The organism is Shewanella sp. FeAMO (assembly GCF_053653955.1).
Genome location: NZ_CM132201.1, coordinates 527,383 through 550,098 on the forward strand (window position 1 = coordinate 527,383; position 22,716 = coordinate 550,098).

General features: G+C 53.5%; 22 protein-coding genes. 8 read left to right on the top strand and 14 right to left on the bottom strand.

Translation table 11 applies throughout. The features are described 5' to 3' along the window. Nucleotides 1-2: 2 nt before the first annotated feature. The 4 genes from hslU to argS form a co-directional block, all read right to left on the bottom strand. On the bottom strand, nucleotides 3-1,328 hold the full coding sequence (gene hslU / locus ACWAU4_RS02425; RefSeq protein ID WP_025886805.1) for an HslU--HslV peptidase ATPase subunit: 1,326 nt from the start codon (nucleotides 1,326-1,328) through the stop codon (nucleotides 3-5). 21 nt (nucleotides 1,329-1,349) lie between these two features. Further along, nucleotides 1,350-1,874 (bottom strand): ATP-dependent protease subunit HslV, encoded by a 525-nt coding sequence (hslV, locus tag ACWAU4_RS02430; protein WP_025009255.1) that lies wholly within the window; start codon nucleotides 1,872-1,874, stop codon nucleotides 1,350-1,352. A gap of 226 nt (nucleotides 1,875-2,100) precedes the next feature. Further along, nucleotides 2,101-2,670 (bottom strand): SPOR domain-containing protein, encoded by a 570-nt coding sequence (locus tag ACWAU4_RS02435; protein ID WP_144159885.1) that lies wholly within the window; start codon nucleotides 2,668-2,670, stop codon nucleotides 2,101-2,103. 3 nt (nucleotides 2,671-2,673) lie between these two features. Continuing rightward, the gene (gene argS / locus ACWAU4_RS02440; RefSeq protein WP_454290443.1) at nucleotides 2,674-4,419 is read right to left on the bottom strand and encodes an arginine--tRNA ligase; all 1,746 of its coding nucleotides are present in this window, start codon (nucleotides 4,417-4,419) and stop codon (nucleotides 2,674-2,676) included. Between the two features lie 281 nt (nucleotides 4,420-4,700). Between argS and ACWAU4_RS02445 the strand changes: the two genes are divergently transcribed. Next, nucleotides 4,701-5,378: a DedA family protein gene (locus tag ACWAU4_RS02445; protein ID WP_025886808.1), complete on the top strand. Its 678-nt coding sequence runs from the start codon at nucleotides 4,701-4,703 to the stop codon at nucleotides 5,376-5,378. A 54-nt stretch (nucleotides 5,379-5,432) separates the two neighbouring features. Here the strand turns inward: ACWAU4_RS02445 and priA are convergent, their stop codons facing one another. Then, the gene (gene priA / locus ACWAU4_RS02450; RefSeq protein WP_186265276.1) at nucleotides 5,433-7,628 is read right to left on the bottom strand and encodes a primosomal protein N'; all 2,196 of its coding nucleotides are present in this window, start codon (nucleotides 7,626-7,628) and stop codon (nucleotides 5,433-5,435) included. Between the two features lie 241 nt (nucleotides 7,629-7,869). Here priA and ACWAU4_RS02455 point away from each other — a divergent pair, with 241 nt between their 5' ends. Next, the gene (locus ACWAU4_RS02455) at nucleotides 7,870-8,754 is read left to right on the top strand and encodes a FimV/HubP family polar landmark protein (protein ID WP_454290444.1); all 885 of its coding nucleotides are present in this window, start codon (nucleotides 7,870-7,872) and stop codon (nucleotides 8,752-8,754) included. Nucleotides 8,755-8,879: 125 nt separating this feature from the next. Further along, complete coding sequence (rpmE, locus tag ACWAU4_RS02460; protein ID WP_025009259.1) at nucleotides 8,880-9,092, top strand: 50S ribosomal protein L31; 213 nt, start codon at nucleotides 8,880-8,882, stop codon at nucleotides 9,090-9,092. A 168-nt stretch (nucleotides 9,093-9,260) separates the two neighbouring features. Here the strand turns inward: rpmE and ACWAU4_RS02465 are convergent, their stop codons facing one another. From ACWAU4_RS02465 to ACWAU4_RS02490, 6 genes are all read right to left on the bottom strand, one after another. Further along, nucleotides 9,261-10,058, bottom strand: coding sequence for a Crp/Fnr family transcriptional regulator (locus ACWAU4_RS02465; RefSeq protein ID WP_025009260.1), 798 nt, complete (start codon nucleotides 10,056-10,058; stop codon nucleotides 9,261-9,263). 143 nt (nucleotides 10,059-10,201) lie between these two features. Then, the gene (locus ACWAU4_RS02470) at nucleotides 10,202-10,852 is read right to left on the bottom strand and encodes a TorD/DmsD family molecular chaperone (protein WP_045283199.1); all 651 of its coding nucleotides are present in this window, start codon (nucleotides 10,850-10,852) and stop codon (nucleotides 10,202-10,204) included. A gap of 44 nt (nucleotides 10,853-10,896) precedes the next feature. Further along, the gene (locus ACWAU4_RS02475) at nucleotides 10,897-11,562 is read right to left on the bottom strand and encodes a DMSO/selenate family reductase complex B subunit (protein ID WP_025009262.1); all 666 of its coding nucleotides are present in this window, start codon (nucleotides 11,560-11,562) and stop codon (nucleotides 10,897-10,899) included. A gap of 14 nt (nucleotides 11,563-11,576) precedes the next feature. Then, complete coding sequence (locus tag ACWAU4_RS02480) at nucleotides 11,577-14,126, bottom strand: DMSO/selenate family reductase complex A subunit (protein ID WP_025886810.1); 2,550 nt, start codon at nucleotides 14,124-14,126, stop codon at nucleotides 11,577-11,579. Nucleotides 14,127-14,153: 27 nt separating this feature from the next. After that, nucleotides 14,154-16,148, bottom strand: a complete 1,995-nt coding sequence (locus ACWAU4_RS02485; RefSeq protein WP_345851830.1) for an MtrB/PioB family decaheme-associated outer membrane protein — start codon at nucleotides 16,146-16,148, stop codon at nucleotides 14,154-14,156. A gap of 15 nt (nucleotides 16,149-16,163) precedes the next feature. Further along, the gene (locus ACWAU4_RS02490) at nucleotides 16,164-17,108 is read right to left on the bottom strand and encodes a DmsE family decaheme c-type cytochrome (protein ID WP_144220375.1); all 945 of its coding nucleotides are present in this window, start codon (nucleotides 17,106-17,108) and stop codon (nucleotides 16,164-16,166) included. Nucleotides 17,109-17,902: 794 nt separating this feature from the next. On the opposite strand from ACWAU4_RS02490, the gene ACWAU4_RS02495 reads away from it, so the two are divergent. Next, nucleotides 17,903-18,343, top strand: coding sequence for a hypothetical protein (locus tag ACWAU4_RS02495; protein ID WP_025009264.1), 441 nt, complete (start codon nucleotides 17,903-17,905; stop codon nucleotides 18,341-18,343). A gap of 18 nt (nucleotides 18,344-18,361) precedes the next feature. Here the strand turns inward: ACWAU4_RS02495 and ACWAU4_RS02500 are convergent, their stop codons facing one another. From ACWAU4_RS02500 to arfB, 3 genes are all read right to left on the bottom strand, one after another. Next, entirely contained in the window at nucleotides 18,362-18,742 is a 381-nt protein-coding gene (locus ACWAU4_RS02500) for an acetyl-CoA carboxylase biotin carboxyl carrier protein (RefSeq protein WP_025886813.1), read from the bottom strand. 41 nt (nucleotides 18,743-18,783) lie between these two features. After that, a complete protein-coding gene (aroQ, locus tag ACWAU4_RS02505; protein WP_107005453.1) occupies nucleotides 18,784-19,227 on the bottom strand; it encodes a type II 3-dehydroquinate dehydratase in 444 nt (147 codons plus the stop codon). A gap of 159 nt (nucleotides 19,228-19,386) precedes the next feature. Then, nucleotides 19,387-19,803: an alternative ribosome rescue aminoacyl-tRNA hydrolase ArfB gene (gene arfB / locus ACWAU4_RS02510; RefSeq protein ID WP_045283197.1), complete on the bottom strand. Its 417-nt coding sequence runs from the start codon at nucleotides 19,801-19,803 to the stop codon at nucleotides 19,387-19,389. A 171-nt stretch (nucleotides 19,804-19,974) separates the two neighbouring features. On the opposite strand from arfB, the gene ACWAU4_RS02515 reads away from it, so the two are divergent. The 4 genes from ACWAU4_RS02515 (at nucleotide 19,975) to ACWAU4_RS02530 (ending at nucleotide 22,640) form a co-directional block, all read left to right on the top strand. Beyond that, complete coding sequence (locus ACWAU4_RS02515) at nucleotides 19,975-20,340, top strand: SpoIIAA family protein (protein ID WP_025009267.1); 366 nt, start codon at nucleotides 19,975-19,977, stop codon at nucleotides 20,338-20,340. Nucleotides 20,341-20,419: 79 nt separating this feature from the next. Then, nucleotides 20,420-20,596: a DUF3012 domain-containing protein gene (locus ACWAU4_RS02520; protein ID WP_039034819.1), complete on the top strand. Its 177-nt coding sequence runs from the start codon at nucleotides 20,420-20,422 to the stop codon at nucleotides 20,594-20,596. A gap of 99 nt (nucleotides 20,597-20,695) precedes the next feature. Beyond that, nucleotides 20,696-21,091: a hypothetical protein gene (locus tag ACWAU4_RS02525; RefSeq protein ID WP_418352024.1), complete on the top strand. Its 396-nt coding sequence runs from the start codon at nucleotides 20,696-20,698 to the stop codon at nucleotides 21,089-21,091. A 274-nt stretch (nucleotides 21,092-21,365) separates the two neighbouring features. Continuing rightward, entirely contained in the window at nucleotides 21,366-22,640 is a 1,275-nt protein-coding gene (locus ACWAU4_RS02530; RefSeq protein WP_107352335.1) for a TolC family protein, read from the top strand. The last annotated feature ends 76 nt before the right edge of the window (nucleotides 22,641-22,716 follow it).

Sequence of the window (22,716 nt, forward strand, 5' to 3'; positions counted from 1 at the left end):
AATCAGAGAATGAAGCGACTCAAATCTTCATCCTGAACCAGGTTGTCCAGGTGAGCATCGACATATTCGGCATCGATAACAAACTTGCTGCCGGACTTGTCACTGGCCTCGAAAGAGATGTCTTCCATCAGCCGCTCCATCACAGTGTGCAGACGACGGGCGCCGATGTTTTCGGTACGCTCGTTGACTTGCCAGGCGGCCTGGGCAATACGCTCGATACCGGACTCGGTAAATTCGATGCTGACTCCTTCGGTGCCCATCAAGGCCACATACTGCTCGGTGAGCGAGGCGTGGGGCTCGGTGAGGATCCGTTTGAAGTCAGAGGCGGTCAGGGCATCCAGCTCGACCCGAATCGGCAGACGGCCCTGCAGCTCGGGGATCAGATCCGATGGCTTACTCATCTGGAAGGCGCCGGAGGCGATAAACAGAATGTGGTCTGTCTTCACCATGCCGTGCTTGGTGTTGACTGTGCAGCCTTCCACCAGAGGCAATAGATCACGCTGTACCCCTTCGCGGGACACGTCCGGGCCTGAGGTTTCGCCGCGCTTACAGATTTTGTCTATCTCATCGAGGAACACTATGCCGTGTTGCTCGACCAGCTCAATGGCCTGCTCTTTGAGATCTTCCTGGTTGACCAGCTTGGCGGCTTCCTCTTCGACCAGCTGCTTGTAGGCATCCTTGATCTTGAGTTTCTTGCGCTTGCTCTGTCCCTGACCCATGTTCTGGAACAGGCTCTGCAGCTGGTTGGTCATCTCTTCCATGCCGGGAGGCGACATGATTTCGACGCCAATTTGCGGCGCTGAGACATCGATTTCGATCTCTTTGTCGTCCAACTGGCCTTCACGCAGTTTCTTGCGGAACACCTGGCGGGTGTGGGACTTGTCCTCGGTTTCCTGATCCCATTCACTCTTTGGCTTGGGCAGCAGGGCATCGAGAACCCGCTCCTCGGCGGCTTCTTCGGCGAGGGTGCGGCACTTCTTCATCTGCTGCTCGCGGGTCAGTTTGACCGCGGCGTCGGTGAGATCGCGGATGATCTGCTCCACTTCCTTACCCACATAGCCCACTTCGGTGAACTTGGTCGCTTCAACCTTGATGAAAGGCGCATTGGCCAGCTTGGCCAGACGGCGGGCGATCTCTGTCTTACCGACACCGGTTGGGCCTATCATCAGAATATTCTTCGGGGTCACTTCCTGGCGCAAGCCGGCATCCAGCTGCATGCGGCGCCAGCGGTTACGCAAGGCTACTGCAACAGAGCGTTTGGCCTTCTGTTGGCCTATGATGTGCGCGTCCAGTTCGTGGACGATTTCGCGGGGTGTCATTTCAGACATAATGCTTCCTCACGCTCGGGATCAGTAATTCAGTTCTTCTATAGTCTTGAACTGGTTGGTAAATACGCAGATATCACCGGCTATGGTCAGCGACTTCTCGGCAATATCACGGGCACCCAGTTCGGTGTTTTCCAGCAGCGCCAACGCCGCGGCCTGGGCATAGTTGCCACCAGAGCCTATGGCGATAAGATCATGCTCCGGCTGCACCACATCGCCGTTACCTGTGATGATCAGTGAGCTTTCATGATCGGCCACTACCAACATGGCTTCGAGTTTTCTCAAGGCTCTGTCGCTGCGCCAGTCTTTGGCCAGTTCGACCGCCGACTTCATCAAATGCCCTTGATGCATCTCCAGTTTGGCCTCGAAGCGTTCAAACAGGGTAAAGGCATCGGCGGTGCCACCGGCAAAACCGGCCAGTACCTTATTGTGGTACAGGCGGCGTACTTTGCGGGCATTGCCTTTCATCACAGTGTTGCCCAGAGACACTTGGCCGTCGCCGGCGACAACAACCTGATTATTACGGCGTACAGATACGATAGTGGTCACGATAGATCCTCTTCTCGGGCGGACGGCGCGTCCGTAATGGGTCAAATCCCCAGGGTCTGCTGCATGAAACGGCCCATTGGGGCACAGCAAGGCCAACTAATGAGGTGATAGTTTTCTATATGGGGTTGGGGGCGGGAATATCAAGTGCCCGGCAGAGGCTTTCGTGCTGAAAAACAAAAAGGCTGCAAATCTCATTGTTTGCAGCCTTTAAATTGAGGAGGGGAGTTTAATCTTCCCAGAACCAGATCATACAGCCGTTGAGTCCGGCTCTTTGCAGCACGTGGCGCTGCCGCTCGGCATCGCGCTTGCTGTCATAGGGGCCGAGTACCACCTTGTACCAGACACCGCTGGTGCCTTGCACCTTGCGCACCTGGGCTTCTAGCCCCTGGAAGGCGATCACGGCTTTCATCTCGTCGGCCTGGGACTGCACCCGGAAGGAACCGCACTGCATCTGATAAGGGCGAGATGGCTTGTTGCTCTCTTCCGGCAGATCCACTTCTACCTGCTTGTTTTCCAGCTCCTTGAGGTAGGTCCACTCCTCTTTGGGCTTGGGCGGCAGGGCGTTGGGGTCTTTCTTCTGGGGCACAGGCTTAGTCTGTGGCTGAGGTTGAACCACTTCGGCCTCGGGAGCGCTGCTCTTCAGGCTCCAGAGGAAATAGCCAAAGCCGGCCACCACGGCCACTACCACCACAAGCAACAGCACAGGAAAGCCTTGCCTGGGCTGCGGCTGCTTGCGAGTGCCCCGCTTGGCTGGCTTGCGGGGCTTGGGCTTGCTATTGGCGTAATCGCGTCCCATGGATTACATGCGCTCCAGGGTCTCGATACCCAGCAGTGACAGGCCCTGCTTAAGGGTTTTGGCAGTCAACTGAGACAGCAGCAGACGGCTGTGCTTCTGGGTTTCGTTATCGGCCGCCAGCACAGGGCAGGCTTCGTAGAAGCTGGAGAAGGCGCCGGCCAGTTCAAACAGATAACCACAAAGCACATGGGGTTGGCCCTTGTTGACCATACGGGCAAGGATTTCACCGAATTGGGCCAGCTTGTTGCCCAGCTCTTTTTCCTTGTCGTGTTCCAGAGCGATAACGGCATTGCTCAGATCCACACCTTCGGCCCGCTTGAAGATCCCGGCAACCCGGGTGTAGGCGTACAGCAAGTATGGCGCTGTGTTGCCTTCAAAGCTCAGCATCTGATCGAAGCTGAAGATATAGTCGCTGGCGCGGTTCTTCGACAGATCGGCGTATTTCACCGAGGCGATGCCCACTACCCGGGCGATTTCGGCCAGGGTGTCTTCGTCCATGTCGGGGTTCTTGCTGCGTACCAGCTCCAGCGCCCTGACATTGGCTTCATCGAGCAGGTCAACCAGTTTCACCACGCCGCCGCTGCGGGTCTTGAATGGGCGGCCGTCTTCACCGTTCATGGTGCCAAAGCCCATGTGTTCCAGTGTCATTTCCGGGCGCACAAAACCTGCGGTGCGGGCCAGGCTGAACACTTGCTGGAAATGCAGTGCCTGGCGCAGATCCACGAAGTAGAGGGCGCGATCGGCATGCAGGGTACCCGAGCGATAGCGCATGGCCGCCAGGTCTGTGGTGGCATAGAGATAGCCGCCATCGGCCTTCTGAATGATCACCGGCAGTGCTTCACCGTCTTTGTTACGGAATTCTTCCTGGAATACCACCTTGGCGCCGTTACTTTCAGACAGCAAGCCTTGGGCATCCAGATCTTTGACCACCTGTTCCAGATCGTCGTTGTAAGCGCTTTCACCATGGACATCGGCGCGGGTCAGGCTGACGCCCAGGCGCTGATACACTTCATGGCAGTGGCTCAGAGAGATATCGTTGAATTCACGCCACAGCTTGTTGCAGTACTCGTCACCGGATTGCAGCTCGACCACCAGTTGACGGGCGCGGGTGGCAAATTCGGCCGACTCGTCGAAACGCAGTTTGGCAGCGCGATAGAAGCTTTCCAGATCCGACAGCTCCAGGTTGGCGTTTTCACCATTTTGTGCCCGCAGCTCTTCCATATAGGCCAGCAACATGCCGAACTGGGTACCCCAATCGCCGACGTGGTTTTGGCGGATCACCTTGTGACCGAGAAACTCCAGCGCCCGCACAACGCTGTCGCCAATGATGGTGGAGCGCAGGTGGCCCACATGCATCTCTTTGGCGAGGTTAGGGGAAGAGTAGTCCACTACCACGGTCTGCGACTTGGGCAGGTTTATACCCAGATGCTCGTCGGCCAGTGCCGCCTGCAGCTGTTTGGCCAGGGCATTGTCATCAATAAAGAAGTTGATAAAGCCGGGGCCGGCTATCTCTACCTTGGCCACATGGCTGGAGGCCGGCAGATTGTCGATGATCAGTTGTGCCAGTTCCCGAGGTGGTTTGCCGGCAGCTTTGGTCAGCATCATGGCCAGGTTGGTGGCCAGATCGCCGTGACTCTTATCCTTGGTTCGGTCTACCTGAATCCTTGGCGCAGTCTCTTCGGGGATCAGCCCCTGTTGTTTCAAAGTGGCTACTGTCTGTTCAAGCAAAGATTGGATATGTGATTTCATTGGCGTTTTATCGACACTGACTGATAAAGGTTAAAAGGGGAATAACCGCACATTCTAGCGCTTTCGGCGGTAACATTGCTATCACCTGTACGGTTTTATCAGCAAATTTTGTTGTTGCCTGGGTTTGCCGCAGCCGGGGGCCTTTTAAGATCACTATTATGGATGAATCTTTGTTTAAGAATCGCTGATCTTCATTTTGGGGGAGTATGATGTCTCTCCGATCCTTCTCGGATCCAAGATTTCCCCATCGGCGCGTGCCGATAGTTTTAATGGAGATAAAGATGCTGGACTCCATCACCACAGTGTTACAGGCTATTTGGCAGCAGGATTTTACCGCGCTGCATGCTCCGGGTATCGCCCTGAGTATCTATGTTTGCATCTTCAGCTTTATCTTTCTGGAGAGCGCCTTGCTGCCGGCGGCCCCCTTGCCTTGCGACAGTGTGGTCATTCTTTCAGGTACCCTGGCGGCCATGGGGATCCTTAACCCCTTGCTGGTGTATCTGTTGCTGTTTGTGGCGGCCGCAGGCGGCAGCTATTTGGCATTTGTTCAGGGGCGGCTGCTCAATCGTCTGCCCAGGGTGCAGGGCTGGGTCTACAAGGTGCCGCCTGACAGCCTGGCGGCAGTGGATAAACTCCTTGGGCGTCATGGGCTGGTGGCGCTTTTCTGTGCCCGTTTCCTGCCGCTGGTGCGTTCGCTGCTGCCTTTGGTGATGGGCGTGCGCATGGCCTGTATCAAGACCTTCTATTTTTTTGCGGCTCTGAGTGCCTTCTTCTGGGTGGGGCTGTTGGTATCGCTGGGCTATATGATGCCGTTTCTGCCGGAGCGGATCAGCAAGCTGTTGACCATGGCGTTGATGGCGGCGCCGGTGATTACTCTGGTGCTGGCGCTCGGCAGTTGGCTGACCTATAAGCTGCTGCGCAAGCCGCAGGATAAACAGGGGCCTCACGGTCAATTCTGAGTCGGATTAAAGCCGTTCAAGGGAGTTACAGCAGATCCTGCTGACTCTTATCAATTACAGCAGATCCTGAGGATCTCGATCCAGACTCCAGCGGCAGCGCTTGGCCTCGGGCAGCTGTTCGGCCTGGGGCAACAGCTGTTCAAACACCTGTTGCAGCCTGCGTCTGTCTTTGGCCTGAGCCAACAACTGGCGCCGATACTTGCCGGCCTTGCGATCCAGCGGCGCCGGCAGCGGGCCTATCACTTCAAAATCCTTGTCCATGGGTAACATGGCGGCGAAGGCTGCCAGAAAGGCATCGGCATCCTCGGCGCGGTGGGATTCGGCGCGGATCAGTACCATATGCCAGGCCGGTGGTAACAGTGCCTGCTGGCGTTCATTGAGCTGGCTGCGGGCAAACTCGCCATAGCCTCTGTGCATAAGATCCCTGAGCAAAGGGTTGTCGCTCTGATGGGTCTGTAGCAGCACAGTGCCCGGCTTGCTGGCGCGACCGGCGCGACCGGCCACCTGGGTATAGAGCTGGCCGAAGCGCTCAGGGGCCCGAAAGTCCGCGCTGAACAGGGCGCCATCTACATCGAGTAGCCCCACTAGGGTGACATCGGGAAAGTGATGTCCCTTGGCCAGCATCTGGGTGCCCACCAATATCTTGTATTCGCCGCGATGAATGGCGCTTAAGTGCTGTTCCAGCGAGCCTTTGCGGCTGGTGGTATCCCGGTCGATTCGCACCACGGGATACTCGGGAAACTCCTTGCTGAGCGCCGCCTCCAATTGCTCCGTGCCTATACCCTGACCCTGCAACATGGTGCTGCCGCAGTTGTGGCACTGGCGTGGAATTGCATACTGGTTGCCGCAGTGGTGGCAGCGAATTTCGCCGAGGGATTGGTGCAGGGTGAAAAACGCATCACAGCGATCGCACTCGTGCAGATGGCCACATTCGTGGCACAGCAGGGCAGGGGCAAAGCCGCGGCGATTGAGAAACAGCAACACCTGGTTGCCGGCCTGCAGATGCAGGCGCATCTCGTTCAGCAGCGGTTGTGACATGCCCGCCTGCAGGGGTTGGTTGCGGATATCTATCAGTCCTTGACGCACCTTGAGGGCATTGCCGGCACGCTCTCCCAATTGCAGATGCTGATAGCGGCCGCTGAGGGCGTTTTGCAGGCTCTCCAGCGACGGCGTCGCGCTGCCCAGCAGTACAGGAACCTGCTCCAGATGGCCGCGCATGACGGCCAGATCCCGGGCGTGATAACCCACGCCTTCCTGCTGTTTGAAACTGCTGTCGTGTTCCTCATCGAGAATGATGATCCCGGGCCAGGCCATGGGAGTGAACAACGCCGAGCGGGTGCCGATTATGATAGCTGCCTCGCCGCTGCGGGCCAGGCGCCAGGCGTCGAGGCGCTGCTTGTCGGTCAGGCCGGAATGGATCACGGCAACCGTGACTTTGAATCTGCGTTTGAATCTGTTGATGGTTTGCGGCGTCAGGCCGATTTCCGGCACCAGGATCAGCGCCTGCTTGCCAGCCTTGAGTATGGTTTCCAGTACCGCCAGATAGACCTCTGTCTTGCCTGAGCCCGTGATCCCTTCAAGCAAGCTGCACTGATAGCCGCTCTGGGCATTGAGGCTGGCGACCGCCACGGCTTGCTCTGGGTTGAGTCTGTGAGGTTCTTCCCCCAGCTCTAGCTTTTGCCGCCATTCAAGATTGGCGCTGACTGACCGCTCTCGTTGCTCGGCCCAGCCCTTGTCCAGCAGCCCCTTGATGGCACTCTTGCTCAGCTCCAGCGCATTGACCTCTTCAGTGGTCAGTTCCCCCTGTTTGAGTTGTTGCAGCAGTTTGCGTTGGGCGGGAGCGCGTTTCAGCGACTCCAGCGTGGCCTCCTGGCCCGCCCTGGTCAGACACAGATAACTGATTTTCTCCGGCGCGGCATCGGCACCCTTGCGCAGCGCCACCGGCAAGGCCTGGGTCAACATCTGCCCCTGGCTGCAGAAATAGTATCTGGCGGCCCAGAGGGTCAGTTGGTACAGCGCAGATGGCAGCAATGGCGCGCTGTCCAGCACTTGATATACCGGCTTGAGTTGTTTGGGCTCGAGTTCGCACTCATCACTCAGGCCTGTCACCAGGCCTATGAGTTGCTGGCGGCCAAAGGGCACGCGCACCCGCATTCCCGGCTCGAGTGGCCAGGGGCAAGCTTTGGGCATCAGGTAACTGAAGTTCTGCCGCATGGGAACGGGAAGGGCAACTTCTACAAACTGCGGCATAGTCAGAGTTTTCGCAAATAATCACGGCACATGTTGCCCGTCAGTTTACTCAGGCTAGAATGAGAGAACCAGTCCCGGAAACAAAAAGCTGCAAAAACCGCAGCTTGAACGTGCTGACTTAACGAATCCAAACCAGAGAACCCAAGCCAGATAACCTAAGTCAGAGAGCCTAAGCCGGATAACCTAAACTGGGTAACTACAAATCAAATTAGAGAGGATATGGATGAGAGCGGGTTTACTGATGCTTGTACTCATGTTGCTAACGTCTGTTGCCAGAGCAGAAACCGCCCATGTCAGTATCAATCAAAGAATGTTTGAACTCGGGCATCTGCCGCTGATCAAGGTCAATGTGGTGGCCGACAGTGAGGATATGACCCGGCTTGAGTTTATTGTCAGGCAGCAAGGTGCGGCGGAAAAACTCATGGTGCAACCCATCAACCGTTACATGGTGCTGCTGCTGGGGATAGATGAAGTGACCGACAAGCAGGCCGAATTGTTGGTGCGGGAATACCGAATCAATCGTTGGCATGAACTCAAACGCTTACCCTTATTCGATACCTCAGTGCCTGTGGCGCTGCGCTCCAACCGGGCAAGAGTCTTTGCCGAGCAGATACCGACTGAGTCACCGCAGGTTGCCGTGTCAACCCAAGCTATAGAAAACAAGGCCATAGAAAACAAAACGATAGAGGCCAGAGCTGTACCAGCCACAGCAGTATCAAGCAAAGTCGTGCCACCGCCAGCCGTTCAAGCTCAAAGAGTTAAAGAAGTCGCCGGCCAACCCGATGGCGAGCCTCAACAAAGCCCTGGTGTGCTCTCGGCGTCTCAAACCGTTGCAGCGCCGGGCCCTCAGGTGAAGACTCTGCCAATTGCTAGTCGTGAGCCGGGATGCATGCTGGATTTCGATGGTACTGAAACCCTCTGGCGGGTGGCCAGCCGTTATGCCGAGAGCAGCCATACCCACGTCTATGGCGCCATGCTGGCCATTTTTGATGCCAATCCCAAGGCCTTCAGTCGCGGTGATATTCGCAACCTTCGCAGTGATGCCAAGTTGCACTGCCCCAGTAGTAGTTTGCTGGAGTCCTATGGAGATAAGACGGCCGCCAAAGAAAAGTTCGAGCAGATGTAGTCGCCTACTTGTCAGCGCTGGGTAGATACTGTACTATTCTGCGCCCTGAACTTTTGATATTAACCGCATGTGGTGTCCGACTTCGGGTTGGAAGAGCGACATGGCCTTAACTTGAGGTAACCCCAATGAAACCAGGTATCCATCCTGAATACGCAGAAATCACTGCAACTTGTACTTGTGGCAACGTCATCAAAGTAAACTCTACTGCGGGCAAAGCTCTGCACTTGGACGTTTGCGGTGCATGTCACCCTTTCTACACTGGTACTCAGAAAGTTGTTGATACCGGTGGTCGTATCGACAAGTTCAACAAGCGTTTCGGTATGCTGGGCAAAAAGTAATTGCCACTGCAACCAATCGAAAAGGCGTCCATGGGACGCCTTTTTTGTTGCCTTTACCCCGTCCTGAATATTCCTCATGGGGCTATGAATTAAGTTCGAAACCAAGTTGCTTTCATGCAATATAGATTATTATCTGCCATGAATCATATGGCGGTATGGGGCAACAGATTAATATCTATTGTTGGTACTTATCATATTTTGCGGCTTGAACTTTTGCATATTGTTCGACTGACAGCCTCTGGCATCTTCCCTACCCAATGGGCAGGGGGATAAGTCGCTGAAAATATCGATATTAACGCATAGTTTATTACTGACCCGTTTAAGCAAGTCTTGCTTCTTTAATTGACCAAACATGAGGTCCAACTTAATAGTACTGATATGCAATATGTCGGCAATTTCGTCACGGGTTAATTTAAGATCTATGGTTAACCAATGTTTATCAAAGGGAACTTGAAGTACAACCAATATATCAAATAAGAACTTGATCAGTTTGTCTTCCGGTGATGAGGTCAGCAAGAAAATGGCCAATCCGGTCTGGCGTTCTGTATAATAGGCGGCGTCATACATGAACTGCATAAACAGGTCGATATCTTCTGTCACCAGCTTTTTTATCAGTTTCTTATCTATAGTGATGATTTTGCTGTCTCTGGCAGCAAGAATATTCTTACAACAAGTGCAGCCCTCATCCAGCAACAGATGATAGTCGGTCAGTCGCCCTGGGAATATGGCATTTAAAAATTTTGGCCGGGTAAAGTCATTGGTTCTTTTGGAGTAGAAAATCAGACCGCTTTCGAGATAGATAAAGTTGTTCAATAATAGATTTTTATTTAACTGCTCACCTTTTTTTAATTTCTGTGGTGCGCCATTGGCATAGAAAAATTCGGCAATGCGATCATTAACTCCGCCGGGAAAGAACAGCGTCGATTTCTTTTTTTCATCTGCTCCAAGTGAGATTGCAGTCAACATTATTCGCACCCAAAATATAACATTTGTAAGAATTGTAACATGGCTTCAGTTGGACAAATGTGGTGTCGATCCGTAAAAACAGGTTAACTTATGCCATTATGTTTTCTATATATCTACTTATATCCATATTTAACATATTGATTTCAGGCGTCGCTATCATCGAGTTCATTACTCACGGCTTGCAGATAACGAAAATACTCGCTGGCCAATAGTGATAAACCTAGATAATAGCCTGTTTGAGCATGTTCTTCCGCCAGTGACAGGCAGCGTTGCACCCAAGGTTGGACATGGTCAGTCAATAGCCTTTGCAATATTGGTGAATACTGTTCTCGATTATCTGTTGCCATTTTGTCCAGCAGGTAGGCGATGACAACGCAGATCAGTCCCAGATGGTCGACCGGCTCGTTGCGATCGAAATGGATCTGCAACCCATGCTGTTGATAAAAATTCAGTAAATCCAGGGTGGAAGAGCCATTCAACAAACCTGAAGCAGACTGATAAACCGAGCCCCAGGGCGGCGCAACCGGAGTCCCGGGGCCGTTGAATAACTGGCCATAATCCAATTGCAGTGCAATCAGTTGCTCACGGCTTCCATCCCAGTGCTTGAGATAGTCGCTCAACTTGTTCAAAGCCAAAGATTCGCGTTGGCTGTGAGTCAGCCTGGGCCACTGCGTGGCGATATCGCTCAGCGTAAAGTGTTCAACCAGCTCTGCCGTGGGCAGATCCAACAACACCTTATGCAATACGTTGGCGATACTCTGCAAACAGAGAAGTGTATCGGTTGAGATAGCCATAAAACTCCAAAGAGGGAGAGCAGCCAAGGCTGCTCTCTTGAGGGTTACACTTCCCTGATATTCAGGATCTGCCCATTGCTGCGGGCATTTCGTGGCGCTTTGACTATCAGGTTGGGTGAGGTGATGGATTGTGATGGCAGCGGGGCAAAATGGCCATCGCCATCGCCGTATTTGGCCCGTAGATTATCCATGGTGTCGAAATCCAAGGCCCTGAGTGGGCAGGCATCAACACAAATAGGCTTCTTCCCCTCCTGCAACCTATCCTGGCAACCATCGCATTTGGTCATGATCTTGCGCTGAGTATCCAATTGCGGGGCATCATAAGGGCAAGCTCGGGCGCAGGATTGACAGCCTATACACAAAGATTCCTCGACCAATACCAAACCCTTGTCTTGCTGTTTATGCATGGCACCTGTGGGGCAGGCCTTAACACAGACAGGCTCGCTGCAATGGTTGCAGCCTATGGAGGCGTAGTGGGCAAATACGTCCTGTTCATAGCTTCCGTCACCGTTTTGATTCCAACTGCCACCGCCGTATTCATACACCCGTCGCCAAATCACTCCGGGCAAGGCGGCCACCCCCAGTTCCCTGACGTTGTCTTTTGAGCGTAACAGGCCAACCATGCGGTCTTTACAAGCAATATGACAAGTCTTGCAACCTGTGCACTTGCTGCTGTCAAAGTAGAATCCATATTGAGTTTGCTGAGTCATTTTTTGATCCTCTATTATCTTTTCTTGATAACAGCAACACGGTTGGTGTGTTGAGGGTTACCCTTGGTAATGGGTGACGGGTGATACTTGGTCAAAGTGTTGATGCAACCGCCCAGATCGACAGTATGTCCGGAAGGCCCGGTACTCATTGCCGGATCCGGCTTGTACCAAGCACCCTGTCCCAGGGAACAAACACCGGGTATGACCCTGGGGGTCACTTTCACCGGTACTTCAATGGTGCCTCGTTCGTTATAGGCCCAGACTATGTCTCCGTCGGCAATACCATGTTCAGCAGCGTCAGTTGGGTTCATCCACAGTGCGTCTTCCACCGCTTCGCGCAGCCAGGGCACATTGTGGTAACTGGAGTGGGTGCGACCCTTGGTATGGTAGCCACACAATTGCAGATTAAAGCCTTTATCAATCGTTTCCTGATCCTGATATCCGTCCCAGGTCACAACATATTTGGGTAATGCCGTGATTTGATCTCCCGGGCGCAGTGTCCAGGTGGCTGCCTTGCGGGCCAGAGAGATGGAGTACAGCTCGATCTTGCCTGAGATGGTTGGTCTGGCATTGGCAACCGGGTCGGCCACAAAGGCCTGCATGGCAATGGTCGACGATGGCATGTATTTACGGAATACCCCGGCCTTTTGCGCTTCTGCATAAGTATCGGGCCAATTGATGTCCGGATGCATTGCTTTGGTCTGGGTATAAAGGTGCTCACACCACTGCTCGCCTGTGCGACCCTCGGTATAGGCGGCTTCTTTACCCATGGCGCGGGCGATACCGCTGCAGATTTCATACATGGATTGAGCCTGGCCCAAAGGTTTCAAGGCGCTGCTCATAAAGGTGGCGTAGGCCATCTGACCCGAAGCATAGCTGTCGTTGGCAAAGTCGTTGGATTCAAGCCAGGTGCTGTCCGGCAACAGATAGTCGGCAAACTTGGCTGATGGTGTCATCCAGCAATCGCAGACCACGATTAACTCACACAGATTTTCATCCTTCAAAATAGCCGCAGTACCGTTGCTGTCAGAGTGTTGGTTAACCAGGGCATTACCGGCGCAGTTGATAATGGCCTTGATGCCGGTTTTCAGCGTGGTGGCATTGTGATCCACCAGCTCGTTGCTGCTGCCGGCGATACGCACACCATCTTTGCTGCCGGTAAACTCCTGGCCGCGAACTATGGCATCGGACCAGGTAAATACCGGAATAGTGACTTCAACCGGGTTAGTGCCGGTAGGCATTGCCGGCACAGCAAAACTGTAGCTGGTGGGCATGGCTCCGTTGTTAACCCCTTCGCGGCCCAGTTTGCCCGTCATGATTGCCAGGGTGTACACGGCGCGGGTGGCTTGATCGCCGTTGGCATGGCGGCTGATACCTGCACCGGCGCTGATATAGGGGGCGCTGGCGTTCATGATATCTGTGGCCAAGGCTTTGATTTTATGTTCCGGCACACCACATATTTCGGCGGCCCACTGGGTGTTGTGGGCACCATCGGCGGCAAATTTACCTACGCCCATGATGTAATCGTGGTAGTTCTCTGCCGGATCTATGTATTGGGCATGGGAGGCAATGAAGGCGTCGCTGTTGAGGGCGACTGCGGCCTTAGCATTTTCCAGGGACTGTTGGTCGAATCCCACCACATATTTATCCAGGAAGCCTTTTACCTCGCGAGTGACAAACCCTGAGGTGATCATTTCATGAATGATGGCTTCAATCAGTGCGGCATCTGTGCCGGGTCTGATGGGAAGCCAGTGATCCTCGTTACCGCGCATTGAGTCTGTGTAGCGAGGCTCGACCATCCAAACTTTGATGCCCTTGGTATTGGCCGCCAGAGACTTGATAAAATCATAGCCTTCGCCGCTGCCGCTCATACGGATTTCATTGGGGTTGAAGCCAAAACCCACAAACAGATCCGAGTTGGCAATTTGATCCAGCGAAGTGCCGCCAATGCTATCCCACTGATCGCCATAGGTTGCAATACAGGCGGCATAAACGCCGGCCCAGGAATAGTCCCAATGGTGGTCCAGGAAGCCACCATTCAAGTTCAGCAACCGTCCCCAGGTTTTGGTATTGGCAGCAAAACCATAGTAAGCGCCGGTGCCATAGTGCATGTAGATAGACTCGGGCCCCTTGCTTTGGTCTTGGGCTATTTGTTGCAGTTTTGAGCCTATCTCGGCATAGGCTTCTTCCCAGGTGATAGGGACAAACTTACCTTCGCCGCGTTCACCGACCCGTTTCATGGGTTGGCGCAATCTATCTGTTGCATAGGTGCGTTGACGCAGTGAACGGCCACGGGGGCAGCAACGGATCTGATGGTTGACGCCGTATTCATCAGTGGTTTCATGATCTGATTCAACGCGGGTGATGACCCCATCACGGCTGAATACCTTGACCGGACAGTTGGAGCCACAGTTCACCAGGCATGCCGACCAATTCAGTTGTTCGTCAGTTACCGGAGGCTTGGGAGGCACCACGTTAGCGTCCTTAGAGCTGGAATCACAGCCGGATACCGTGGCTGCAGCGCCAAGAGCAGCACTCATCTTCAAAAAGTTTCTACGTTCCATTTTTTATCCTCACAATGTAAGCCTTGCTCAAGGCAGCAGGTAGCTGAAGGACAACATCAGCTGATGGGCGTTGTAGTTATGGTTGAGCACCCCCAGAGTCGTTAAACCCGTCACTGCGTCTATCCCGACCTCGTTACCATCTGTGTCGAAATAGCGTTCATATCTATAGGTAAGTTTCAGTGCCATGGCGTCGTTCAGGTGGTAGCGGCCGTAGAGTTCTACGCTGTGGTTAAAGCTGTAGTAGTCGTCATAGGCCCCGCCTTCTGTCAGAGTGTTACCCTCAGAGTTGGCAAATAGATAATCAGCCCCCAAGGTCAAGCGTTCATCCAGCAAACCGCTGTAGGCCATGCCGGCCCCGAGGGAAATAAAGTTATCCTTGATGTCACTGTGCCATGGCGTTAACTGATCCCCGTTTTGTTGGGAACTGATCCACTGTTGACCGGCCGTACCGTAGGCGCTCAAGCGTTCACTCAATTGCAAAGACAGATTCAGGTCGTATCCATAGTCACGGGATTCGGTCAATCCAATCACAGTGTCCCGGTAGTCATCCAGGGCATAGTGGCTGTTGAAATCCAGGGTCATCCAGTTCAGCGGCGTATACTGCAGCCCCATTTCCATGGCTGTCCGCCGCCGATCCGCCAGGTGGTACTTACGCAACAGGCTATTGGTTTCACTGGATGTCAGCTCGCCGGCTTGATAACGACTGCCACCGCGGTCGCCATAACTGGCCTTGAGATCCAGCCGCAGCGGTGAAACCAACTGCATTCCCAGCTTGGCCCACAGGTTATGGTCGCGGGTTTCTTCCCGCTCGCCATAGCTGCGCTCTACCTGCTTGAATTCATATCCACCTTGCAGGCGATAGCCGGGCGCCAGGCGATAACTGGCATTGAGCCGGGCACTCTGGCGCTCAATATCCAACAGTGGGTTTTGTCGTATGGCGCCACTGACGGGATTGAGTTCAAGCTGGACAAATTCAGCCACACTGGAGTCGTTGTCACGTTTGCGGTAATCCAGTTGTCCGCCCAGGCGTAGACGGCTATTCACCGCGGTACTGACGGCCAGGTTGGCGTCTGTGGTATTGACCTGACCATCCCAGCTCTGCAGAGGATTTCCCGTCATCTGGATCAGTCCTTCATCCTGCAGCATTCTCCCGGCGACTATCCGACCACTGAAAATCGTGCTGGCCAGGCGGTACTGACCGTTCAAGGTCAGTTGGTGCGCCTGGTTGTCCGGCGTAGCGCTGTAGAGGTCTGCGGCATAAGGCAGACTCAGGTTGTTGATATCATTGTTGTATTGGCTTCCTTGATAGGCCAGTTCAGTAAACCAGTTGTGGCCACTGAGCTGTAAACCTGCCCGCAACTTGTCATTGCTCTCATCTACAGGCAAGGCAAAGTTGACCGGCCTTGGTGTTATCAGGCTGGCACTGCGGTGGCCTTGCTTTTCCTCTCTGTCATAACGCACATAGCTGCTCAAGTCGCCGAGTGATGCCAAGGCGCCGAAGTCATAGCTCAGCCCTATGCCGGTCTGTTGCCGCTCCAGCTCAAGATCCAGATAACGTAGATTGGGGCTGGGTTGCAGCAGCCCCTTGTCGTGCCACAGCCGAGTCGCTGCATCACTGTTTTCAAAGCGCGTCAGATTGCGGTAATCCAACGCCAGTTGATACTGACCTGGGCGACCGGTTCTGAGACTGACGAAGCCGTTATCCAACCCCAAATCATGGGCCCTAAGCTGGCTGCGATAGCCTCCTTGGCTGCGGTAACCGAGTTCGGCATCGACACTGGCTATCATGCCGTCTCGGCCATCTCCCAAGGCATTTCCACTATGGATATCATCACTGTCGTTGTACCCGGCATTGGCAGTCACTTCACCGCTTAAGCCGGGAGCCAACTGACACTGGCGACATTGGAAACCTGAGGTATTGACCTTGTCGGTATTGGCGCGGTTGACACTGAAGTCGGCAGCCATCGCTGAGCCTGAGAGCCCCAGCAGAGCCATGGTCAACAGATTCAAAGGAAATCTCATCTTCAACACTCCTGCTTAACGGGACAGCAAACTGCCGGCCGGGTGATTGGAACCATGGATTTGGCTGTGGCAGTTCAAACAGCTCTTGCCGGCCCCAAAGGCGCTGTTGCCACCCTGAGCCACCGCCCTTGCTGCATGACCATCGTCGGCGTGACATTGCTGACATAACTGTGGTACCCGGGCTTTGAGCAAGGATTCGTTAACACTGCCGTGAGCCTTGTGGCAGTTGGCACAGTTTTCCACCACTGGGGCATGCTCCCACAGCACTGGCCCACGCTTGTCGGCATGGCATTCATAACAAGTTGTATTGAGGCTGGTTTGTTTCAGCGCGCTTTCAGTCAGGGAACCATGAGGGTTGTGGCAATCGATACAGGTCATACGATCCCACTTGAGAGGGTGGGCTGAGCGCTTGTTCATATCGGCCTTGGCACGGGTGTGACAACTGGTACAGGCCTCGTTGATCCGCAGAGGGTTGAGCATGGGATCCTCGGCCGCATGCACCTGATGACAATCGGCGCAGGCCACCTGCTCCAGGTTATGCAAGCTGTTGTGCCAAGCCATCTGTTTGGGGTCATTGTGGCAGCCAAGGCAAACACTGTTTTGGCTATCACTCGACAGTTTTGAACCCGCGCCGAAGCTTATCATCGGCTCTTTACCGCCACGGTTATGTTTGCCCATGGGACCATGACAGGCTTCACACTGTAATCCGGCCATGGGGGAGCGGCTGTTGTCCAGAGCGCCATGAACCCCCTGAAACAGGGCCATGACTTTCTGATCCCGCTTATGACACATCAAGCAGGAGTCGGCACCCTTGGGGGAATACTTTCCTTCACTGAACTTTTGCTCCAGTTGTTGCTCCAGTTCTGTTTGGCTTAAATCAGCCCAGGGGGCAGCATTCACAGCCGGGAACAATAATATTATCGGCACTATGAATGCTGATATTTTTAATGTGGATATCATATGTACTCCCGTTTATTTATATGCGTCAGCATAGAAATAAGGCCAGCCTAAATCTTGCTTGAAATACTTTTCTAATTCGTCATGGATACATTAATCCAAAAGGAATACCCATACCTTTATATGCATATAAAACACTGCACTCTTTCTGGTGATGATCGTCACATTTGTCACTCAAACAATTATCAAACAGAGCTGGATTCCAACAAACTTGTTATTGAGCTGAACGCCTTTCTAGGCTGGAGTCCTTGGGGCAGAGTTTGGCAGGCCTGGTTCTGTGTCTGTGAAATGTCACGGAGATTTATCTATAGCTCTGATTTATATGGTTTTGTGTGCTATTGGTTTATGAGCGATTTTAGTTGGAAGGGCTTAATTAGTTTTTGGGTGAACAGCCTAGGTTGATACTTACCTTAAATGGAAAAGATATTGAAAAATAGATAATAACCCAATGCAGGTTACCTAAATTTATACATTTACTCTGTTTTATTAATTGGTTCTCAATAAGATTTGCCTGATGCTTTTTAGGTATTCTGTACACTAACCAAAGACTATGCCGTTTCTGGATGCGGATTTCTAAACTATTTCTGTGTGCAGTGAAATGATGAGTGAATTTTATTGATTAAATCAAAGTTTCAACAGCTTGCTGATACCGACAGCGGAAATACTTTATTTCACTGACGCAAATGCGACTGATTTACGGTTAAGAGATATATAAAGTTTCGATTGGGAAAATTCTCACTTTGAGTGACCGCTTTAATTATCTGTTTTTATGTGACTTATCCCTATAGGAGATGGATATGAGCGTGATCCATGCAATAGCAGCCCAGTGGCAGAAGGCCGAGTTTGCCGAGCGTTTGGCTGCCACTCTAGCAAGCTATCAGTCTGCTTGCGGTTTATCCGGTGGTGCGACTTCGCTGACAACCCTGTGCAATCTGGTTGCCGCCATCAGCTACCGTCCCGATGACCCTGTCTTCAGACAGGCAAGGATAGATGAGGGGACGTTATTGGCAGTATTTTTTGATTGCTTCAGGCTCTTGTTTATCAAGGAAGTACAGCAACAATCAATCACTCAGGCCGAGCAGCAGATACTGCATTTGGCCCCCAAACTGGCGGCCGAGATGTCCGTCGAGGCTTTGAGCGAGTCTCAGCAATTGCTGCGACAGCAATTGCTGAGTATCAGTCGCCAGTTGGAGTCTTTGTATACGCAGCGGCGCCAACTCAGCCGCAATATGGGGTGAAGCCAAAATTGGGGGAAATTAGTCCAATACAAACAGGGTTTGCTGTAGTCCTACCGCTTCACCGTTTTCAGCCAGTATGGCTTTAACCGTGCCGCTCTGTTCTGCCTTGACCGGATTGAGGGCTTTCATCGCCTGCACATAGCCCAGTACTGTGCCCGGCTCAACTTCTGTGCCCAGCTCCACCAAGGGGACACCATGGTCGCCGGCGCTGCGCAAAAAGGTACCGGCCACAGGTGCCAGTACTTGCACGCTGTCATTACCAATACTGAAACTGGCCTGGGGTTGTTGCGGACCAAAACGGCGGATACGCACGGCTTCCTGGCCTTCAGTAATTTCCAGCTCATTGATGCCGGATTCCTGCACCAATTCGATCAGTTTTTTGATTTTGCGGATGTCCATCGTCATTCTCAGCACTTAAGGGTGACCGGACCTTCCTCTGCTCAGCCTTGTTTGAGTGCCTCTATGGCAGCTTCCAGGGCAAACTCATAACCCTTTGGCCCCAGTCCTACTATCACTCCCTTGGCCTTGTCGGAAAAAAAGGAGTGATGGCGGAACGGCTCTCTGGCATGCACATTGGAAAGGTGCACTTCGATGAAAGGAATGGCGACCCCCAGCAGGGCATCTCTGAGTGCTACGCTGGTGTGGGTAAAGGCGGCCGGGTTGATGATCACAAATCCGGCATCTGTGTTGTGGATAGCTTCTATGAGCTGGTATTCGGCATTGGACTGGATATGTTCCAGTTCCACTCCGGCGACAAGAGCCTTGTCCTGCAGTCCCTGCACCAGCTGCTCCAGCGTCCGATGACCGTAATGTTCCGGCTCTCTGCGACCAAGCAGGTTAAGATTGGGGCCATTCACCAAGAGTATTTTTGCCTGACTGCTCATATTGTTTTCCTTGCCTTGAGGGAGAGTTCGCACCTGGATCTGTGCCTCCCTGATTTCAGCAAAAGCTGTCGAATTTGTCGACCAATAGCCGCACAATCGCTGCACATTCCTTCCTGTTGTCAGCAATTATTGTCCATTCCCGCAGCGAGACTGGTCTTATCAGAAGCGGATCTTGTTCTGCCGCAGCGATTTTACTTCACCGCGTTGCTTCTTGCTGTCAACCCGGCGCCTTTGGCTGGCGCGGGTGGCCTTGGTGGGAATTCGTCTCTTGGCCACTTCGCCGACTGAGGCGACCAGCTCGATAAACTGCTGCAGGGCAGTCTGGCGGTTGGCGTCCTGGCTGCGGCTTTGCTGGCATTTGATAATGATCTTGCCGCTTTGGCTGATACGATGATCCGCCTTGGTCAGCAGCTTTTCCTTGTAGAAATCCGGCAGTGATGAGGCCTTGATGTCGAAGATGAGTTGGGCCGCAGTGGAGACCTTATTCAGGTGCTGGCCCCCGGCACCACTGGAGCGGATAAATTGCCATTCGATTTCATTTTCTGAAACTTGGACACGGTTTGAGATCTTTATCATGGCAAAATAGCTGTTTTCTGAGGCAGTCGCTATATTACCATCCCATGGGAGAGTTTACTTACTCGACGAGGCGGAAAGTCTTGTAAGGCTAAACTTACTATAAGGGGATAACCCATAGTCATCAGATGCCGTGCCGTTGGCAGGTGTCGAAGGTTCAATGGAGTTTTGCTTATGTTGTGTCAAATTCCGGATATTGCCAAAGGCGTGATCAGCTTGTTTGCCAGCGGCCGTATCACAGCCGAGGATTACCGCACCTATCTGCGTCCCGCCATCAAGAGCTACCGCCAGGAGTGGGGCCAGGTCTGCCTCTACATAGAGGCAGATGTGTTGTTGGAAGGCTGGGAAATGGCATCACTCTCGGGAGCCGGTGAGGTGCAACTACCCCCCTTCGATGCCTTGGTATTTGTCGGCGGCCCAGACTGGGTAGGCAATGCGGTGCGCCTGCTGGGGCCCTTTGTCAGCGCTGAACTGGCCTGGTATCCGCTGGAGCATAAGGATGAAGCTATTCGTTGGATAGCCAAGCGTTCGGCCTGCTAGTTGCCGAACCCTCCTATAGGGTAAAGCCGGTTATTCTGCTATTCTGTGGCGATTAAGTAACTCAGATAAGGAAATTTCGATGTCATTATCCAAAATTTTTGCTGCATCTCTGGCGCTGGCTTTTGCCGCTGGATTGAGTGCTTGTGCCCCTGAAGTGGGCAGTGAAGCCTGGTGTAAGCAGATGGATGAAAAGCCCAAAGGTGATTGGAGCGCCAATGAAGCGGCCGATTACGCCAAACATTGTGTGTTTAAATAACTGAACTTTATCTTGGCCTGTAGGTCTATTTGGGCACGGGCCATTTTCTACCCTTAACCGGAATTATTCTTGACTGTATTTGTCCGCAAACTGACTCATATGCTTATCGCCTTGGTGGTGCTGCAATTTTGCGCCGCTAATCTCGGCGCGCATCAGTTGCATCTGGGCAATCCGGCCGAGGAAGAAAGCAACCATCCTCATCTCAAATTTGTCACCGAAGTCACAGTCATCAGCGAGTGTGTGGATTGTACCTGTGGCACAGATGAAGCCTTGGAAGCCGATATTCCCTTTGTCAGCCACAGTCATCAACTGACCCATACTGAATCCCAACAGTTCGATCTCTGCCTCGACTGTCAGTGTCATGGTGGTCATCTGTCACTGCCGGTTACCCTGGCACAGAGCCCGGCTCCCTTGATGCACCCCAGGCCCCAGAGCCTGGAGCCCGCTTTTCAACCCTATTTCTCCACTCCGGATTACCGCCCCCCAATAGCCTGATCTTTCTGATCATCAGTGCGTGTGAAGCCCGGGCATAGCTTGCCTGTGTCCCATTGCGTTTGTCTTGTGCTGGCTGTCGTCAGAGCCTGAAACGGTTCTCTCTTGCAACCAACCCTGGTCATGCGTCTTTGCAGGCGTTGTGCAGCACTGTGGTCAGCATCAACTCAGAAATTATCAAAGTAAACCCTTGACTTTAGATTTAACTCCAAGGTTTATGCTTTGGCCAATGTTCACCATTGGCTTGCTGCCAAATATGTCTTTCCAAGGAAAGTTTATGTTGAAATTTATAGTCTCTATGAGTCTATTGGGCGTGGGAGCGCTAACCTATCAGCCCGCCCTTGCCGGAGAAAAACCGGATAACACCTCTCTTGTAGCCCAGGTCAAGTCGGGGACCGAACCCTCACTGGCCTGGTTTGGCGAGCTCAAACAACAGATCCTCACCTTACCCGAGTTTCAGGCTCAGGAAGCCAGGATCCGTGAGGCTCAATATCTGGCCAAGGGCGCCGATCGCGCCATCTACAACCCCGAGTTGGGCTTGAGTTATCTCAATGCCCCAGAGGATGACACCTACAGCCTGTCCATTAGCCAAACCATTGACTGGGGCGACAAGCGCGCAGCCGCCAGCGCATTGGCGCTTACGGAGTTGATGCGCTTGGAGAGTGATATCACTCTCGAGCGCTCCCGCTTGTATGCCGAGGTGTTGCAGGCCCTGGTCGATCAGAGCCTGGCACAGAAGAAACTGATGTTCGTGCGGGCGCAGCAAAACTATGGTGAGCAACAGTTGCAGATAGCCAGGCAAAGGGCCGAGGTCGGTGATTTGTCCCAAGCGGAATTGAATCTGATGGAGTTGGAACAAGCCAGTGCCATCAGTGATCTGGCCTTGGCCCAGAAGGCGCTGCTGGATGCCGATACCCGCATTCTGGCGCGTTTTGGCCGGGCAGAGCTTCCCTTTGGCAGTTTCGCCGGCCGTCTCGAATTGCCCGCGACTGAGGCGCCCGTGCCGGCGCTGACCAGCGCCGGATTACAACTGGAGTTGGCGCGGCTGCAAGTCAATCAAGCCAAGGCCCAGGCGGCGGCCGACCCCAATTTCAGCCTCAACGCCGAGAGGGAAGGCTCCGACAACAAGCTGGGGATTGGCGTCTCTGTGCCGCTGCATCTGCGCAACGACTACAGCGAGTCGATTAAGGCGGCAATGGAGGCGGTCACCGCCGCCAAGGCGCAATACCAAAGCATTGAGATGGCGCTCAAACAGCAACAACAACAGTTCAACTACAGCTTACCCAGATTGAAGCAGAGCTGGCTCGACTGGCAACAGCAGGCCTTGGTGGCCGGTCGCAAGGCGGCCGAGCTTTTGGGGCAACGCTGGCGCAGCGGCGATCTCAGCACCAGCGACTATTTGACCAGCCGGCGACAGTTGGCCAGCAGCTTTCAGGCCGGTCTCGAACTGGAAGCCGCCCTCTACCAAAGCTGGCTCGAGTGGATGGGAGCTTCGGGGCAACTGCCCGGCGCGCTGCCGGAAATAGCCGTATCCCAGGAGAACGCCCAATGACAGCCCCATACACACTAAGGTACCGGACAATGAACAAGACTCTACAATACCCACGGCTGCAGGCCGCTTTACTGGC